Origin of the sequence: Microbacterium schleiferi (genome assembly GCF_015565955.1) — a bacterium.
GTDB classification, from domain to species: domain Bacteria; phylum Actinomycetota; class Actinomycetes; order Actinomycetales; family Microbacteriaceae; genus Microbacterium; species Microbacterium schleiferi_A.
Genome location: NZ_CP064760.1, coordinates 2,736,812 through 2,753,669, shown reverse-complemented (window position 1 = coordinate 2,753,669; position 16,858 = coordinate 2,736,812). Strand labels below are relative to the sequence as shown.

Below are 16,858 nucleotides of genomic sequence, written 5' to 3'. Positions count from 1 at the left end.
CGAGCTCAGTCCCCATCCTCATCGAAGTCGAACGCCTGCTGAACGGCCCGCGGCGTACCGGCGTGCTTTCGCGCCTGCTCGTTCACGTCACCCCACGCACTCACCAGCCCGTTGAAGAGAATCGCGTCTTTGGTGTCGCGCTTCTTCTCGGCCTCGTGGAATAGCAGGAATCCCAACTCCTTCACCGCGTCGAGATTCACCCGCGTCTGAACTGAAGGAAGCAGGGAAGCGACCTGATCGGCTCCGTGCTTTGCCATCACCGCCGCAAGGCGAACCGTCGCCTCCCACACGCTGACGCGCTCGTCGGCGCTCACGTCCCATGCGCCTTCAAGCTGGGTCGGCGAGAGAAGTCGCGCCTTCCCGCCCTTTGCCTCGAAGATGCCCCCGCGCTCAAGCGCTCCGATCGACGTATCGGAAGAGCGCGCAAGCTGGTCAGCAATGCCGGAGTTCTCCTGGGTCCAGCCGTATTGGCGATACCACTTGACTGCGAACCGAGTGTCGGGATCGAAGTCCGACTCTTGCTCGCCGATTACTTCGTCCAGCGTGGCGTTTACGAGCAGGAGTGCGTCCTTCACACTCATGTCGGAGCCATCCGCCTCCCGCACCCGCGAGTACCGGGAGAACACGGATATGCCGGGTCCAATTGCCGCCTGCGCGAGATCGACGGGTGCAATCGCGCCCTGCATCAACGTGCGTAGCGCCTCTGGGAGCTCCGCCTTCAGTGCGGCCACGAACGCTCGTCGGGTCGTCGTAGGCGCATCGCTCGGGCGGGGGCGACAAGCCAGGACAATCGAAGAGGCCAGGGCGTTGGCATTTGAACCGATTAGCCTTCCGCTCATCTCGGTTCGCATGGGCCACGTCGCGGTTATCTCCCACCCAGAGTCAATGAGACCGTCCAGTAGCGTGTGCCAGCCGGTAGAGGAGGTCCCCTCGGCGTTGGCCTCCTGTTGCTTGTACGCGTAATAGACAGTCAGCGGGACATTCGGGTCTGCGCCCTCGCGGACTCGGGCAAAGACCGAGTTGAAGCCCTCGATGAAGAACTTCTCCGCTCCTGCTTTGCCATCATGTCGGTACGGATTAGCGACAAGCTCCTCGAACTTCGGAGTGAGCATAGTCCCAACCGTCTTCGAGTGGATCGTTGAAAGAGATCGTCGCAGCCAGACGTAAAAGAAGTCCGATAGGTCCGAGTAACCGATGTTGTCGTAGTAGGGCGGGTCGGTGGAGATGACGGCGCCCGAGTAGTCACGTGTCGAGGCATCCGCCTGACGTGCGGTGCTTCGACGTCCCGCCGGGAGACGGTCGATGGCGTCGGCCATTCCATCGATCTGGGTTATGAACCCTCCAGACCATGTCGAAAACACATTCGCCTCTGCGTAGTCCCACGCCATGGGAATGGCCTGACGAGAGAACACGTTTCGGATCTTCTGGAGACTGCTGTCCCAGCCGCAACTTGATGACGAGGCGTTGGTTTCTCGGCTGACCGCCAGCGCGAGATACGTTGCGACGGCATCTGCATAAGCCTCCGCGCCAGTCCCTCCATTCTCGAGTCGGTCGCCCTTCGGGAGACCCGCGGCAAGCGCGTCGTCGCGGACCTTCTCGCGGGCGTCCGCGACGAGATCACTCAGCGTGGTCAGCGCAACGAGCTGCCTATTGGTGAAGAGGTCGGAGAACTTCGTCAATCCATAGGCCGGTGGCGAAAACCAACGGGGGTTCGTTGGTACGTCGGCATCGATAGATGAATCCGGACGATCGACCGCCGCGGCCGCGGCCTGCTCTGCAGTGGGCGATAGGTAGAGTCGGCCGCGCGCGCCCTCCGCCACTACGGCTATGAGGTGTGCTCCAAGCTCGCCCCGCTTCCCCGCTTCGCGGACGTAGTCATACGTGAAGGGTGTGCCATCAGCAACCGAGCGGGCGCCTTTCCCGTGCTTGATGGTGCCGTCGTCATCACCCTTCGGGCCGTTGGCGTCATTGTGCACCTCGTAGTGGATCTTTCTGCCGACAACCCGGGCTTCGATCCACGCCTCGCTACCCTTCTTCTTGTTCAGCCACCAGGAGCGAACCAACGGAACCTCGATTGGGTTTGCCGGATTCGGGCTATTGACGGTGCGGGCCCAGATCCAGGCAATGACAGTGTGCTGCGTACCGTCTGGTCCGGTGACCTTGGGGTAAAGATGCCCGATGGTCCGCTCGGCTTGGTCTCGCATCCAGTTGCCGTACGCGCGAACATCCTCCGCCAATCCCTCGGAGCGGCCCCACGCATTGCGGGTCCCAGCAGCGCCTGGATGGACAGGTGGTCGGCCGGCGAAGGTCGGCGGAATCTCGATGAGCGCCTTGTTGATGAGGACCGCGACGGGGTTTAGGTCGCTCGCGTGCGCTTCGAGCCCCAGCCGCTGCGCTTCGAGTGGAATGGCCCCACCGCCGGCGAACGGGTCCAGGACGGAGGGTAGCTTGCCATCGTTGCTCTTGCGGATTTCCGCTCTCGCCTGGGCAAGAAGCGCATCATCATTGCTGTTCTCCCAGATGATCAGCCGCTCGAGCAGTCGATGCAGTCGTGCACGCTCCGCGTCCTGCGCATCGACTGTGGGGAACTCTTCCGGACGAGACGCAGGGTCGTCGACCAGCTGGGCGAAGAGAACGGCGCGTGCGACCGAAATAGGGCGGCGCGCCCAGTAAAGGTGCACCATCAGAGGTAGCCCTTTGCGGATCGACTTTTTCTCACGAGCGGCGGCGAAGTTGATGGCTTCGAGCGGCAGAGACGTCTCGATGAGCTTCTTCTTGGGTGCTGCGTTCACTGATGCATCTCTCGTGGGTCCGTTAGTCGTGTCGCCTGAATCTGTCATCGCGGTGGGCCTCCGCGATCCCAGTAGTCGTGCCATTCCTCGTTGTACGACCGTGTTGTCGCGGACGGCTCAATGTGGGTAAACGCGTCCATGACATAGCGAAGTCGGTCCCGCTTCTCGCCGTCCGGCGACACGAGGACGAGGGCGAGTCGGTGACGGTCGCCCTGCGTCTGCGCGAACGTGACCTCGTTCGTCGTGATGGTGAAGGTGTCGGACCCCTCGATCCGCCCCTTCACCTCGATGTAGTGAATGCGCCCGTCGGGATCGAAGGACTGGATGTCGTATCCGGGATTGTTCCTGGGCATCTCGTGGGGCGTGCGGCCGAGTGCGCGTTCGGTAGCGAGAACGGCTTCGACGGCTCGGCGTTCGACGAGCTCGGTGTTGCGCGCGAAGGTCTGAGGCGCGGCATCCTCGTCGCCAGGCGACAGTCGTTTGCTCGGCACGACGAGTGCTGACCCGCGGACAACGGCGGGAAGTGCGACGAGTTGCGTGCTCTCGTCGAGGGCGCGGAGCCGCTTGTCGAGTCGTTCGTCGAGCTGGCGGGCTCGCTGGAGCGCGGCGTCGGCGCGGAGGCGGCCTATGGTGCCGGAGCGTTCGAGCGCTTCGAGGCGATTGTGCTCGCGGTCCCAATGGTTGATCTCGGCCAGGAGGCGTTCCTTGACCTGCACGCGGGTGCGGTCGACATCCACGGCTATCCGCGCGGCGAGTTCGTCCATGCGAGGTGCGAGTCCGTCTCGATACGCCCACGTCCGGATAGAGCGTTCATGGTCGCTGTTTGCCCACTCGTCCGCGAGGACCTCGGCGATTGCCGCAGCCTCACCCGCGTGTGGTGCGTCGTAGTCGAGGTAGGGCGGCGCAGCAGCGAGCGTGACAGCCCCCGTGGTGTCGAGGACGGGGTAGTCGAAGTGGTGCGACACGGTGTCGGCATCGGTGGTGGCGTTCTGGATGCGCTGCTCGACGGCATACAGCAGTGCAGTGTGCTCGGATTGCTGTTCACGGCGATCGACGAACACGGTTCCTCGTTTGAGCACGGGCCCGAGGTCTTCGATCGTGAGTTCGATGACCGCTTGGAGGAGCGGGTGGCCGGGGGCGAGAAGTGCCGCCTGTGTCTGATTCTCGGGGCGAACGTGTGCAGTCTCGAACGTGGCTCGTTCGTACCGCTCCGGCACAGGTGCCCACCGGTTGAGTCGGCGTGCCGTGTCGATGACGCGCTGTGGTATCCGCGTGATCTCGTATCGGCCCTTCTCGCGCCGACGGATACGGCCACCGAGGCGTTCGAAGGCGGGGAGGAAGAACGCCGCGATGTATCCGGGCTGCAGGCGTCGCTCGCGGGCCTTCTCCATCCGCTCACGGATCTCTTCGAGATTGAGCGAGGAGTACATCTCGGGGTGCAAGGCTCGTTCAGCGACCATGGTGTCGAGCCCGTGGGCGACGCTCGCGTCGATGACTCGGTCGAGCTCGGCCTTGCGTTCCGGCTCGTCGCCGTACCGGATCGCCTCGATCAGCAGTTCACGGAGCGACTTCTCCTGGAAAGCATCCGCGTCGCCGAGAACGTTGAACAGGTTGCCGTTGTACGCGATCGACATCTGGTCGATCTTCGACAGCAACCGCGTGAACACGTCCCCCTCGCGTGTGTCCTTCGCGACCATGTTCCACAAGTGGCACACTTCCCGCTGGCCGATGCGGTGGATGCGGCCGAAACGCTGCTCGATCCGGTTCGGGTTCCACGGCAGGTCGTAATTGACCATGAGGTGCGCCCGCTGCAGGTTGAGGCCTTCGCCCGCGGCATCCGTCGCCAGGAGCACGACGGTGTTGCGGTCGTAGGTGAACTGCTCGCGCGCCGCCTTGCGGTCTTCGCGGCGCGTGCCGCCGTGAATCGTGATGACCGACTCCGGGCGACCCAGCTGCGTCGTGATCTTCTGCCGCAGGTAGTCAAGGGTGTCCTTGTGCTCGGTGAAGATGATGATCTTGCGCGGTTCGCCCGAGTCGTCGTGCACGAGTAGCCGAGGTTCTGTAAACGCACCTACCTCTCGATGAGAGCTAGGAAGGCGGTGGCTGAGATGAGCCACGATCAGCAGGAACGAACCGCAGGCAATGAGCCGAACGACCAGGCGACGGCGCAGGCGTCGCCGTCGTTGCGGGCGGTGGTGTATGTGCGGATCAGTGATGATCCCGAGGGCACCGAGCGCGGTGTTGACCGGCAGGAAGCTGACTGCCGGGCGTATGCGGCAGCGCACGGGTGGGAAGTCGCCCAGGTGTACCGGGAGAACGACACGTCGGCGTTCAAGCAGCGCACGATCACACTCCCGACGGGTGAGCGGGTGCGGCGCGTGGTGCGCCCGGAGTTCCGCGCGATGTTGAAGCACCTCAGCGAGCAGCGCGCCGGGGTGATGATCGCCTACGACCTGGATCGGGCGGTGCGCGACCCGAGAGACTTGGAAGACCTGATCGACGCCAAGGTACTCAACGGCTTCAGCGTCCGCTCCGTGACCGGCTCGCTGAGGTTGGATACGGATTCTGATGTGGCGATGGCGCGGGTGCTGGTCGCGATGGCGAACAAGTCCTCAGCCGACACCGCCCGCCGTGTCGCTCGGGCGGCGAAGCAGCAGGCCATCGAGGGCACTTGGCATGGTGGGCAGGTGCCGTTCGGCTACCGCGCCGAGAACCACACGCTCGTGATCGACCCCGAGGCTGCCGAGTTGGTGCGGGAAGCCGCGCGGCGGGTGCTGGCCGGAGAGACGTTGTACCGGATTCTCACCGACTGGAACCGGCGGGGTATCCGTACGACGCACGGGTGCCGGTGGTCGGATCGGACACTCAAACTGGTGCTGCGCAACCCCTCGATCAAGGGGGTACGGGAGTATCGACCGTTGTTGCCGGACGGCACCCGGTCGAAAACCTCCCTGATGCAGACGACCGCCGCGTGGCCCGCGATCTTGGACGAGGACACCTGGCAGCAGGTCTCCGATGTGCTCGATGCCCGCAAGCAGGCCCGAAACTTCCATCAGCCCGGCAGTGGGGCGGCGAAACGGCTGTATCCGTTCTCGGGTCTGATCCGCTGCTCGACCTGCGGACGCGCCATGCTGCATCGCGGCCAGGTGTATCAGTGTGTGCAACAGGTGCCGGGCGGGTGCAACCGCTCGATCCGTTCCGGCGACCTCACCAAACTCGTGGAGGAAGCCGTGCTCGCGACGTTCGAGCAGATCACCCTCAACCCCGCCAAGCGCCAGTCTCCGGGCGCGGATCAGGCCGCACGAGTGGGGCTTGCCGCGACGCTCGATGCCGACCGGGAACGCCTCGCCCGGCTCGATGATGACTACTACGACGGGTTGATCGACAAGTCGATGTGGGTGCGGCAACGCTCACGGATCGCCGAACGCATCGAACGCACCCGCCGCGAGTACGCCGCCACGGTGCCGGAGCACACTGGCCCGTCGATTGATATGACGACCGTCGCACAGGAGTGGGCCGACCGTACCCCGATGTGGCAGCACCAGGCCGCCAGTCTCGTCCTTGAAGCCGTCCTCGTTCACGCCCTGCCCAGGGGGATGAACGGCGCGACACCGGCGAGGCGGCGCAATGAGACCGTCGAAGCGTTTCATGCCCGCCGTGAGGTGTACCGGGCGGGGATTCTCGCACATCGGGTCGAGTTCGTCTGGCGCGCCTAACGCCCCCGCGCCTTCGGCAGGCCGCAGAGGGCTTGCAGTTGCTCACGCACCCGTGGGTCAGCGATGACCGGAGGCAGGCCCTGCGCTGCGCGGCTCTCCCGCGCGAGGCGTGCGCCGAGTGGTTCGGGGGCATCGGTCGAGGCTGGTTCGGGCGTGGTTGTGGTGGTCTGCGTCGAGGTATCCATGTAGACAGGTACGACAGGCAAACCACAACATCTAGTTGTACGGGGTCAGGACGTTGGTTGCAGTCGGCTGATCGGGGGGTTGCCTCCGAGGGCTGAGTGGCGTCGTCCAGTGTTGTAGTGCTCGAGCCAGGGGTCAAGTGCTGCGGTGCGGTCGTCGTTCGAGGTGAACGGTTGCCGGTAGGCCCATTCGGTTTGCAGGGTCCGGTTGAACCTCTCCACCTTGCCGTTCTGCCACGGGCAGTGCGGTTTGATGAACTTCTGCCGGATGCCGTGCGCGCCGCAGACGCCGCGCAGCGACCATCGGTAGGCCCAGGCGTTGTCGGTGATCAGCCGCTCGATGCGGGGGATGCCGTGCGCGGCGAAGTAGCCGATGGCGCGTTCGAGGAACGCGGCGCAGGTCGGGCCCTTCTCGTCGGGGAGGACCTCGGAGTATGCGAGCCGGGAGTGGTCGTCGACGACGGAGTGCACGTAGTCGTAGCCGACGACGGTCTGTTTCCGGGCGGCTGTGGAGCCCATCGCTCTGCCGTGCGCCTTCCACCCGCCGCCGTCGGGGATGCGACCGAGCTTCTTCACGTCCATGTGCACCAGCTCGCCGGGCTGCTCGCGTTCATAGCGGACCGCTGTGGTCTTCGACGCGCGGATCCGCTCCCCGGTCATCGGGTCCAGATCGACCAGACGAGGCAGCCCGGACCGGGCGATGATGCGCGACACCGTCCGCGCCGGCACCCCGGTGCGGGCCGCGACCTCGTCACGGCCGACTCGTTCCTTCTTCCGGATCGCGACCACCGCCGCGGCCCTGGCATCGGGGGTGCGGTTGGCGACGTGGTGAGGCCGCGAGGAGCGATCGTAGAGACCGGCTTCACCCTCGGCGCGGTAGCGGTCCAGCCACCGCTTCACGCAGCGTCGGGACACGCCCATTGCCGCGGCGATATGCGCCTGCTTCCACCCGGCACCGGCACGATGGACGATGAGCAGCCTGCCGTGCACGGTCAAGCGGGCATTACGGTGGGACACGAGAACCTCCGAGTTCGTGAAGACGTCAGACATCTCCACTAAGCCCGGAGGTTCTCCCCTTTCACAAGACCGGAAACGCCACCAACCTCATGGCCGGGTACATCTAGTACCTGGCATCGAGTTGAGGTACTATATGCAGACTTATCCACAGGGAGCTACCTGCGACCGACCCCAAACGGGGTATGTCACGGGGGTGCCGATTCGGTACCCTCGTGAACCGGCTCAACGGTGCCGCAAATTTTGCGGCACCGTTCGCGCCCGTGACGGCCAGCCGAGCGGAGCGAAAGCGCAGGTCCGACGGTGGTGGCGATTCGACACCACCGTGAACGGTCGCGGTGAGGTCGCAGCGGATGCGGCTTGGTTCGCGGGGGCAACGGCGAAACTCCTGGTCGGACGGTGGTGCCAATTTGCCACCACCGTCACGAGAACCACAACGAGCAGCACAGCGGGCCGAGGTCGCAGGCTGGACGGTGTGGGAAATTTTCCCCGACCGTCGCCCCGCGAGTGTGGTGCCGCCGATTCGACGGAACCACCCCGGCCGGGAGTAAAAGCCCTGGTCGCACGGTTCCGGCAATTTGCCGGAACCGTCACCCCCACCCCGACATGCAGGCGCGCCGGAGCGTATCGCGGTCGCGTGGTGGCGGTGCTCATCGTCGGGTTCCTCCGGTCGTGTGGGCAGGTGTCAGTAGGTAGGTGCGCACCCGTTCCCACGGGAGTCGTCGGCGCGTGCGGTGGCGATGCCGACGCCCGGCCCCGCCCGGCTCGCGGACGGTGGGCCGTAGCGCCGGTACTCGATGGGGGTCACGCCCATGTAGCGGCGGAAGATGCGCGAGGCTTGCCCGCAGTGGTGGCACCAGCCGACCCGTTCGGTGATCGTGCCGATGAGCAGATCGGTTTCGCGGATCAGGCGCGCCATCTCCTGTACGCGCAGGATCGACAGGTACACCGGCGGCGTCACCCCGAACGAGTCCTTGAACACCCGATTGAGCTGACTCGGCGACAGGCAGGCGTGCGCGTCCAGTTCGGTGAGCGGCCACTGCCTGGCGATGTTGCTCTGCATGAGCGCCGCCGTGCGCATAATCTCGCGGCGCACCGGCTTGAACTCCCGCCACCGGGGAGGCGCGACCCGCACGGCCCGCTGCCGAGAGGTCAGCGGCGGCACCTCCACCGGCGCGTGACGAACCAGCGGCGCGATGGCGGCGAGCACCGTGAACAGCAGCGCATACGCACGGAAGTAGCCGCGCGGCGATTGGTCTTCGCCGGTGAGTGTGGCGAGTTCATCGAGGATCGGCCCGAGCCGTTCGGCCTGCGATTCTCCGACGCGCAGCACCTGCACCGGATCGGGATACAGGTGAGTTGCGAGGTCGCGTGCGGCTTCGCCGTCCGCGAGCACGTCGAGGTGCTGCCAGAACAACTGCTCGACCAGTAATCGGTATCCACTGCCACTGTCCTCACCGTGACGGTGCCCTCGGGTTCGTACCCGAACTCGACGTTCGGGGCGACCAGCACCACATCACCCACCGACGCCGACCCGCCCGCATCGGCATCGGCATCGGCATCGGTGAGGATGATCGAGCCGTCGCGCACGACCACGAAGCGCACACAGTCATAGGCGGTCGCCGCCAATATGCGACGGTGACGGATGCTGGTGACATAGACGCAACTCCACGGCTCGACCGGCTGCACTATCGCGGGGTGCGGCGACTGCGGCGTCCTTGTAGGCTCATGACCGGTCGGCGTGGTCGCCGGGCGTTCGAGTAGCAGCGACATGACGACCTCCCTTCTCTGACCACCCCCGAGCAACCAGGGGGAAGAACCGGCCTACCAAGCACCGGCGGTCGCGGCGAAGCAGGAGACGAGCAGGCCGGGCGTTTCCCGGTCACTCCGGCACTTTGCCGGGCAGCGCGACCGGCTCGGTCATGGGAGGTCGGTCATGAGCGGGCGCATGTCTCGGTAGCGGCTCGGTGTCACTCCGGTGTGCGCTGTGGATGCTTCTACCGCGCGCGACCGGCTCCGCCACCCCACCCGCTGCCCGGTGGCGGTGACGGTGATGTTCGTCTCGCGTAGGAGCCGCGCCATCTCTTGCACGCGGAGCATCACCAGGTAGGCGGTCGGGGTCTTCCCGAACGTGTCCGTGAACACGCGCACCAGGTGCTTCGGAGAGAGCCGCACCAGGGCTGCCAGTTCCGCGAGCGTCCACGGGTGCGTGATCCGGCTGTGCAGCGCGTCGCGCACCAGCATCGCCTCACGACGCAACGGTTCAGGCACCCGACTTCGAGCGGAGAACGGGCGAGCGCGGGCACGTTGCAGCCGGGTCAGCCGCACCGTCGAGACGCGGATGCACGGCGCGATCACATCGGTGATGAGGAACCAGAGCGCCTGCATCCGATGGAACCGTTCCAGGTACTTGCCCTCGACGGTGAGGGCGACCAGCTCGTCCAGCCACGGCAACAACCGCCCGGCTCGATCCCGGCCCAGGTGCAGTACCTGGGCAGGTTCGGTGTACACCTTTCCCGCGAAGTCGTGGGCGTCGAGGCGGTCGTGCAAGATCGCGGAGTGTTGCCAGAAGAACTGATCCAGCGCCATGTCGGTGTCGATGTAGACCGTCGTATAGGTGACCCGCCCCTCGGGTTCGACGCCGAACAGCACGCTCGGCCCCAGCAGCACCGCGTCGCCAAAGCTGACGGGTTGCTGTCCGAACTCGCTGAACACGATGGCCGTGCCGTCACGGATCACAACGAGCCGGACAACGTTGTACGCCGCCAGGCCCACAGGTCGATGCGTCGTCCGTGTCCGAGCCGACAACGGCGGGGAGATGCGCCTATCCACTCATCGGGTGCTTTTCTGTCAGTTCACTGGGCCATGCGATGAGTTGCGTGCGAGTGTCGTCCTTGGTGGAAGTCTCCGCGACTGCCGCTCCGAAGTCGGCATAACTGATCGCTTGTCGGGTGAACGCAGTCTCGTCTGTGGAAGGGGAGACTCGTTCCCAGCGTGCTGTCGTCGGCCCCTCCGGTTCGTAGACGGGCGGCGGGATCAGATACGCCCATTCTGATCCTGCGTTGCCCGCTTCGAGGTGGTCGCGCAGCATGGCGTGTGCTCTCCCGCGCGGCAGTGTGGGTTCTGGGAACCGGGGGTCTTGCCAGAACCGTCTGTCTCCAGGGAGTCGGAGTGCTCCTGCTCCGCCGACCGTGACGATCCGGGCCGGAGCGCCGTTGGCCTTGGTGCTTGCCTCGATGAGTCGATCATGTACGGCCACGAGTTCGGTCGGGGCGATGTCCTCACGCAGTCGGATCGCGTTCATGACGACGTCGATGCCGTGCATTGCTTGCGTGAGACTGGCGTTCTCAGCGATGTTCACGACCGTGGAGGTCAGCGATGCAGCAGTCTTGGCGAGCCGCGTGGTGTCTGCCGGATCGCGCAGCGCAGCGGTCGCCTCGATGCCTGCGGGGAGATGAGCGAGGATGGCGGCTCCGGTGCGCCCGGTCGCGCCGAGAATCAGGATGCGAGTCATACAGGTACCTCCGAAGCGGGCGTGCGGGTGAGTCGGGCGAACCCGGTGAGGCTGGCGACGGCGAGCACCATGAGCGCGGCGAGACTGACGAGCAGGATCGGGAAGTCCAAGCCCAGGTAGGCAGTGAGTGGGCCGACGCTGGCACCGAGGAACAGCACGAATCCGTTGAGCGCCATCCCACCGGCCCGGTTCGGGGCGGCGGTCTCGCCGAACAGGGTGATCATCGCGGGCACCGCGAGCGCGACCCCAGTGACTCACACGAGACTCGCCAGCGCCGTGCCCGCGAGGGATGCCGAGAGTGCGGCTTCGATCAGCAGCCCAATCGCGGCGAGGGCGAACCCGGCACGTGCAACCCCCGCGCCGCCGAGACGCTTCGCAATAGCGCCCGCGAAGAGGGAGGCGAACATGCCCGGCAGCCCGACGAGGCGGAGCCAGATCACCTGCGATGAGTCCAGGCAGAGGTCGGTCAGGTGCGGGCCGAGGCCGGTGTACATGCCGACGAACGACAACAGCAGCGTTAGGTGCGCGAGGCTCAGTAGCAGCACCGAGGGGCGTGTGGCGACCCTCCCGACTACGGCGAAGCGACGCACCAGGCTCGCATCGTCTCTGCGACTGTGCGGCTCGGTGACGAGCACGGCGACGCCGATCATGCCGAGGCCGAGCATGATGCCGGAGAGGATGAACACCCACTGCCAGCCCAACGTCAGGCTGAGCGCGGAGGCGAGTACTTGGCCTGCGATCCCGGCAACGAGGAATGCCGTCGACATGGCCCCGATCGCCGTTGCCCGACGCTTCAGCGGGGTCGCTTCGGCCAGATACGCGAGCGCAACCGGCGCGAAACTCGACGCCATCACCCCCTGCACCCCGCGCAGCGCAGCAAGCATCGGCACCGTGGAGGCGAAGCCGCAGGCGATGGTCGCGACGGTGAGATACACCAGGCCGATGAGCATGATCCGCTTCCGCCCGTACTGATCGGCCAACGGCCCCCAGATCAGGAACCCGACCGCATAGCACACGCTGAACACCGTCGAGAGCGCGAACGTCACATCAGAGCCGAGTTCCGCACCGATCGGGGCGATCAGCGGGATTGCCGCGTACAACTGCGTGAGCACCAGCAGCGCCGTGACCACGAGCAGCACGACCACGCCGTTCCCTGCCGGGTGCTCGCGCGCCTCGCCTGCTCCCGCTATCTGTTCCGTCGAGTTCGCAGACACCACCACTCCAAATCCAACGTTTCCGTTGGATTTGACTGTAGTAGGCTAACCGCGAAGACGCAACGTGAGCGTTGGGTTTACCGCACGAGACGGGAGGTGGGAACGATGGGCTGGGATGTTGAGGGCAGGAAGCGCCGCATCCTCGACGCGGCGGTGGCCGAGTTCGCCGCGCACGGGCCGCACGGCACGACCATCGAGCGCATCGCCAAGGCCGCCGGGGTGAACAAGGAGCGCGTCTACACGCACTTCGGGGCAAGGACAGACTTTTCGCCACCGTACTGCGCGAGGAACTGGCGAAGGTAGCCCGCGACGTGCCCGTCGAATCATTCGCAACCGAGGACGTGGGCGACTACGCCGGGCGCGTCTACGACTACCACCGCGAGCACCCCGAACTCGGCAGGCTCATGCGCTGGGAAGGGCTCGTCTTCGACACCGAAGTACCCGACGAGGCCGAGCGGCGCGAATACTACGGATACAAAGTCGCCGCCATGACCGACGGACAGGCCAAGGGCACAGTAACGAGCGACCTCGACGCCGACCACCTGATGTTCCTCGTGCTCTCACTCGCCGGATGGTGGTCAGCGGTACCGCAGGTCGCCCGCATGATCACCGGAGCCGAGAGCGACGCCGAACACGCACGCCGCCGTGCCTCCGTCGTCACCGCTGCCCGAAGACTCATCGGGCAGTAATCAGGTCACGAAGTTCGCCGAGAAGACTAGTCACTTCATCGAACCGAACTCCGAAAGTTCCCTCGAACTTTGTGACGCCAACTCTTGCCAGCGACACTCTGTGCGACGCTCTCGCGCTGACGCTCGGCTCCATCAGTCATCTGCCCCCTATCTCAGTGAGGCACGTATTTTACGGCGGGGCCGTAGTGCGCACCTCTCTCACGAGACGACTCGTGAGGGAGGCCAGAGTGAAGGGTGGAGTGAAGCTGTTCCACGGCAGCGGTGCTGCCGCGCGCGCCTATGTCGAGGCCGACCGCTCCCGCGCTGACGAGTACTACCTCGGCGCAGACCAGGCCGTGGCCGAGTACGCCGTGATCGACGCGACCGGCGAGGTCACCGCTGCTCGGTCGCTGTCGGCGGATGAGTACGAAGCCTGGGTCGATTGGGTGAACCCGGACACCGGGGAGTCGATGGGTACCCCGCGCAAGCCGGGCAAGGTGCGTCGGGGGTCGCCGTTGTTCGCGGAGATGACGATCAACGCGCCGAAGAGCCTGTCGGTCGCCGCCGCACTCCACCCGGACGTGTCCGAGGCGTTGGACGCGACGCAGCGGGATGCGGCGCGGGAGATTCAGCACTTCCTTGGTCAGCATTCGGTCACGTTGGCGGGGCCGCGCGGCGCGCAGGAGGTGCTGCCGGTCGAGCACATGCAGACCGTCGCGATCACGCACAAGACGAGTCGTGCGGGTGATCCGCACCGGCATATCCATTTCCAGATTGGCACGAGGGTGTGGGCGGGCGGGAAGTGGCGGGCGCTGACCACGGCGGCGTTGTTCCAGCAGCAGGGCGCGATCCGTGCTCTCGGTACGGCGGTGATCGCCGCGCACCCCCAGCTCGCCGCCACGCTCTCCGAGCATGGCCTGACCCTCGACCCCGTAAGCGGTGAGGTTGTGGAGTTGGAGCCGTTCAACGCCGTCATGTCGAAGCGGTCGGCGCAGATCAGACGCAACCTGGAACGCATGGAGGCCGAGTGGCAAGCGAAGCATCCCGGCGAGACGCCCGGCCCGGTGTTGACCGCTCGGATGCAGGACGCGGCGTGGGCGTTCCAGCGGCCCGGCAAGAAACCGGCGGACTTGAAGAACGAGCAGTGGTGGCAGCAGGAACTCCGAGACGCCGGCTACCACCCCGAGAGCTTGCAGCACCCCGACACCGTTGCGCCGGCATCGCTGGATGACCTCAGCGTGCAACAGGTCGCCAGTCGTGCGCTGGATCGCTGCGCGGCGGCTGCATCGACCTGGACACCGCACACCGTGCGAGAGCACGTCACCCGCATCACCACCGAGGCAGGCGTGCAAGCGACCCCGGCGGAGTTGCGCGAGTTCATCGACCTCGCCACCGGACTCGCCGCCTCGGATTGTTTCTCGGTGCTGCCGCCGGGCATGGTGCAACCCGAGCACGTCGCCCACCTCACCAGCCTTGGCGTCGTCGCCGCCGAGACCGCACTCCGCGACCAACTCACCGCCGCGACGCCGGAACGGGAGCCGAAGCACCCCGACGTGACCGACGCTGCGCAAGCCGCCGGACTCGACACCGGGCAGACCGTGGCCGCCGCTGCCGTCGCCTCGACCAACCCGCTCGTGATTGTCGAGGGCGCGGCGGGCGCAGGCAAGACCACCATGCTCGGCGTCGCCATCGAGGTTGCAGCCGAGCACGGGCGATCCTCGCGGGTGGTTGCGCCGACGTTGCGTGCGGCGCAGGTCGCCCACGAAGAACTCGGCGTGCCCGCAACCTCCGTCGCGGCGCTCGTGTATGCGCATGGGTGGCGGTGGAACGAGGACGGCGTATGGACACGCCTCGCACCCGGCGACACCGACCCTGCAACCGGGAACATCTACACCGGCCCACCAAACGACGCCGTGCTGTCGCGGGGTGAGCGGGTGATCGTGGACGAAGCGGGGATGCTCGACCAGGACACCGCCCTCGCTCTGCTGACCGTCACCGCCGAGGCAGGCGCGTCGGTCGCGTTCGTGGGCGACCGGGCGCAGCTCCCGGCGGTCGGGCGCGGCGGGGTGCTCGACATGGCCGCCCAGATTCGTGGCCGTACCTACGACATGACCGAACTCCACAGGTTCACCGATGCCGAGTATGCGGCGTTGACGTTGGTCATGCGTGACCGGGAGCACCCCGGCGACGTGTTCGACCGACTCGCCACGATGGGCCTCGTGACCTTGCATGCCGACGAGGAAGCGGCCCGCGAGCACATCACCGCCCACGCCCACGACGGCGAAGCGATCACCGTCGCCACCAACGACGAGGCCACCGAGCTGAACGAGCACATCCGCGCCGGGCGGGTCGAGCGCGGCGAGGTCGACGACACTATGACGACGACCGGCAGCGACGGGCTGAGCATCGGCGCTGGCGACCTGATCCAGACCCGGAAGAACAGCAGCGACCTCGGCGTGGCAAACCGGCAGCAATGGATCGTGCAGCATGTGACCGACGAGGGCAGCGTCTACGCCCGCGAAGTCAGCGGCGGAGGCAAGCACAGCCGCACCGTCGCCCTCCCCGCCGAGTACGTGAGCGAGTGGGCGCACCTGTCGTATGCCGCGACCGCCTACGGCGTCCAAGGCGCAACCGTCGATGCCTCCCACACGGCCTTGTCGGAGGCGACGAGCGCGGCAGGCGTCTACGTCGGCATGACGAGAGGCCGCCAACAGAACCAACTCCACGTCGTCGCCGCTGATATGGCGGATGCGCGGGCGCGGTTCGTTGAGGCGATGGAACGCGACCCGGCAGACCGTGGCCTCGACCACGCCACCGCCCAAGCCATCGACGCCGTGCAAGGCCTCGTCAGCGATGGCCCCGTGCAGCTCATCACCGAAGAACTCGCCCGCCTCACCGCCGAAGCCGAACGAGCCGAACGTGCGGCGGAACGCTGGGAGCAGACCGCTGCCAGGTTCGACGCCCAGCGCGCAACACACAAGACCGAGGACGACGAGCACGCCGACGTGCTCCGCCACGCCGAGGACGAGGCGGCGCGCATCCGTGCCGAAATCGCGGAACCGTTGACGGTGCAGGCCGAGGCAGACGGCACCACCTATCTCGATGCTGTCGAGCGCGAGGCCGCCGCAAGCAGCCGACTCGCCACCGTCGGCAGGCTCGGCAGGCGCAAGGCCCGCGCGGAGCACCGCCAGACGAGCGAGCACACCCGGACGGTTCGGGCACGGGTGCGCGAAACATGGGGCGAACCACCCCGCACCACCGACACCCTGCCCGAGTGGGCGGCACGACAGGCCGAGCGTCGCGCCGAGGCCGATCCCCGCGTGATCGACGCCGCCCAGCACGTCGAGGCCGCGCGAGCCGACCGTGACGAGTTGCGGCAGCGGCACGAGCAGGAACGCCGGGCGTTGCTGGTCAGCGAGTACGGGCCGCAGGCGGTGATGCGCCACCGGGTCGGGATGCGACTGCCGAACCCAGCACAGCAAGCAGGACAGGCGCACCAGCAAGCCACCGCGCTCCGAGCCGAGGCCGACTACCTCCGCGCGCTACCGATCCGCGACGCCGCCGCACGGATCGAAACCACCCGCGCCGAGCACGAAGCAAGGCAGCAAGCACTCGCCGAACGCGAACGGCAACTCCGCGAGCCGACCGAACGCGACCCGCGGCGCAACGACCCGCGACATGACGGGCCAGCACGCGGCCTATGAGCATCAGCAGCACGTCGCGTCGGCGTGACGTTCACAGCAGCCCCGCAACCCGAG

General features: G+C 66.4%; 12 protein-coding genes. 4 read left to right on the top strand and 8 right to left on the bottom strand.

Annotated features, from left to right (window positions below; genetic code table 11):
• Window positions 1–5: 5 nt before the first annotated feature.
• Together IT882_RS13435 and IT882_RS13430 are read right to left on the bottom strand one after the other, a co-directional pair.
• Window positions 6–2,792 (bottom strand): DUF1156 domain-containing protein, encoded by a 2,787-nt coding sequence (locus tag IT882_RS13435; protein ID WP_228177893.1) that lies wholly within the window; start codon window positions 2,790–2,792, stop codon window positions 6–8.
• A 44-nt stretch (window positions 2,793–2,836) separates the two neighbouring features.
• Entirely contained in the window at window positions 2,837–4,837 is a 2,001-nt protein-coding gene (locus IT882_RS13430) for a helicase-related protein (protein WP_195694482.1), read from the bottom strand.
• A 63-nt stretch (window positions 4,838–4,900) separates the two neighbouring features.
• Here IT882_RS13430 and IT882_RS13425 point away from each other — a divergent pair, with 63 nt between their 5' ends.
• Complete coding sequence (locus IT882_RS13425; protein ID WP_024476692.1) at window positions 4,901–6,508, top strand: recombinase family protein; 1,608 nt, start codon at window positions 4,901–4,903, stop codon at window positions 6,506–6,508.
• A gap of 230 nt (window positions 6,509–6,738) precedes the next feature.
• Here IT882_RS13425 and IT882_RS13420 read toward each other — a convergent pair whose 3' ends face one another.
• From IT882_RS13420 to IT882_RS13400, 6 genes are all read right to left on the bottom strand, one after another.
• Window positions 6,739–7,707, bottom strand: coding sequence for an IS481 family transposase (locus IT882_RS13420; RefSeq protein ID WP_101852925.1), 969 nt, complete (start codon window positions 7,705–7,707; stop codon window positions 6,739–6,741).
• A gap of 682 nt (window positions 7,708–8,389) precedes the next feature.
• Entirely contained in the window at window positions 8,390–9,043 is a 654-nt protein-coding gene (locus tag IT882_RS13415; RefSeq protein WP_175987534.1) for a helix-turn-helix transcriptional regulator, read from the bottom strand.
• Between the two features lie 581 nt (window positions 9,044–9,624).
• The gene (locus IT882_RS13410; RefSeq protein ID WP_024476689.1) at window positions 9,625–10,479 is read right to left on the bottom strand and encodes a helix-turn-helix transcriptional regulator; all 855 of its coding nucleotides are present in this window, start codon (window positions 10,477–10,479) and stop codon (window positions 9,625–9,627) included.
• 49 nt (window positions 10,480–10,528) lie between these two features.
• Window positions 10,529–11,218, bottom strand: coding sequence for an NAD(P)-dependent oxidoreductase (locus IT882_RS13405; protein ID WP_024476688.1), 690 nt, complete (start codon window positions 11,216–11,218; stop codon window positions 10,529–10,531).
• Window positions 11,215–11,442, bottom strand: coding sequence for a hypothetical protein (locus IT882_RS16715; RefSeq protein ID WP_197425747.1), 228 nt, complete (start codon window positions 11,440–11,442; stop codon window positions 11,215–11,217). Before IT882_RS16715 ends, IT882_RS13405 begins: the two co-directional genes overlap by 4 nt.
• Window positions 11,443–11,472: 30 nt before the next feature.
• Entirely contained in the window at window positions 11,473–12,432 is a 960-nt protein-coding gene (locus IT882_RS13400; RefSeq protein ID WP_199732620.1) for an MFS transporter, read from the bottom strand.
• Between the two features lie 105 nt (window positions 12,433–12,537).
• Here IT882_RS13400 and IT882_RS16710 point away from each other — a divergent pair, with 105 nt between their 5' ends.
• The 3 genes from IT882_RS16710 to mobF all read left to right on the top strand — a co-directional run bounded on the left by IT882_RS16710 (window position 12,538) and on the right by mobF (window position 16,804).
• Window positions 12,538–12,735 carry a helix-turn-helix domain-containing protein gene (locus tag IT882_RS16710; RefSeq protein ID WP_229382133.1) on the top strand — a complete coding sequence of 66 codons (198 nt, stop codon included), beginning with the start codon at window positions 12,538–12,540 and terminating at the stop codon, window positions 12,733–12,735.
• A gap of 8 nt (window positions 12,736–12,743) precedes the next feature.
• On the top strand, window positions 12,744–13,121 hold the full coding sequence (locus IT882_RS16705; protein ID WP_229382132.1) for a hypothetical protein: 378 nt from the start codon (window positions 12,744–12,746) through the stop codon (window positions 13,119–13,121).
• A 227-nt stretch (window positions 13,122–13,348) separates the two neighbouring features.
• Window positions 13,349–16,804 (top strand): MobF family relaxase, encoded by a 3,456-nt coding sequence (gene mobF / locus IT882_RS13390; protein ID WP_024476686.1) that lies wholly within the window; start codon window positions 13,349–13,351, stop codon window positions 16,802–16,804.
• Window positions 16,805–16,858 lie beyond the last annotated feature (54 nt).

Excerpts from the sequence above, each read along its gene's own strand:
- IT882_RS13425 (WP_024476692.1), top strand. The coding sequence starts at position 4,901 with ATGAGCCACGATCAGCAGGAACGAACCGCAGGCAATGAGCCGAACGAC.
- IT882_RS13405 (WP_024476688.1), bottom strand. The coding sequence starts at position 11,218 with ATGACTCGCATCCTGATTCTCGGCGCGACCGGGCGCACCGGAGCCGCC.
- IT882_RS16715 (WP_197425747.1), bottom strand. The coding sequence starts at position 11,442 with ATGATCACCCTGTTCGGCGAGACCGCCGCCCCGAACCGGGCCGGTGGG.
- IT882_RS16710 (WP_229382133.1), top strand. The coding sequence starts at position 12,538 with ATGGGCTGGGATGTTGAGGGCAGGAAGCGCCGCATCCTCGACGCGGCG.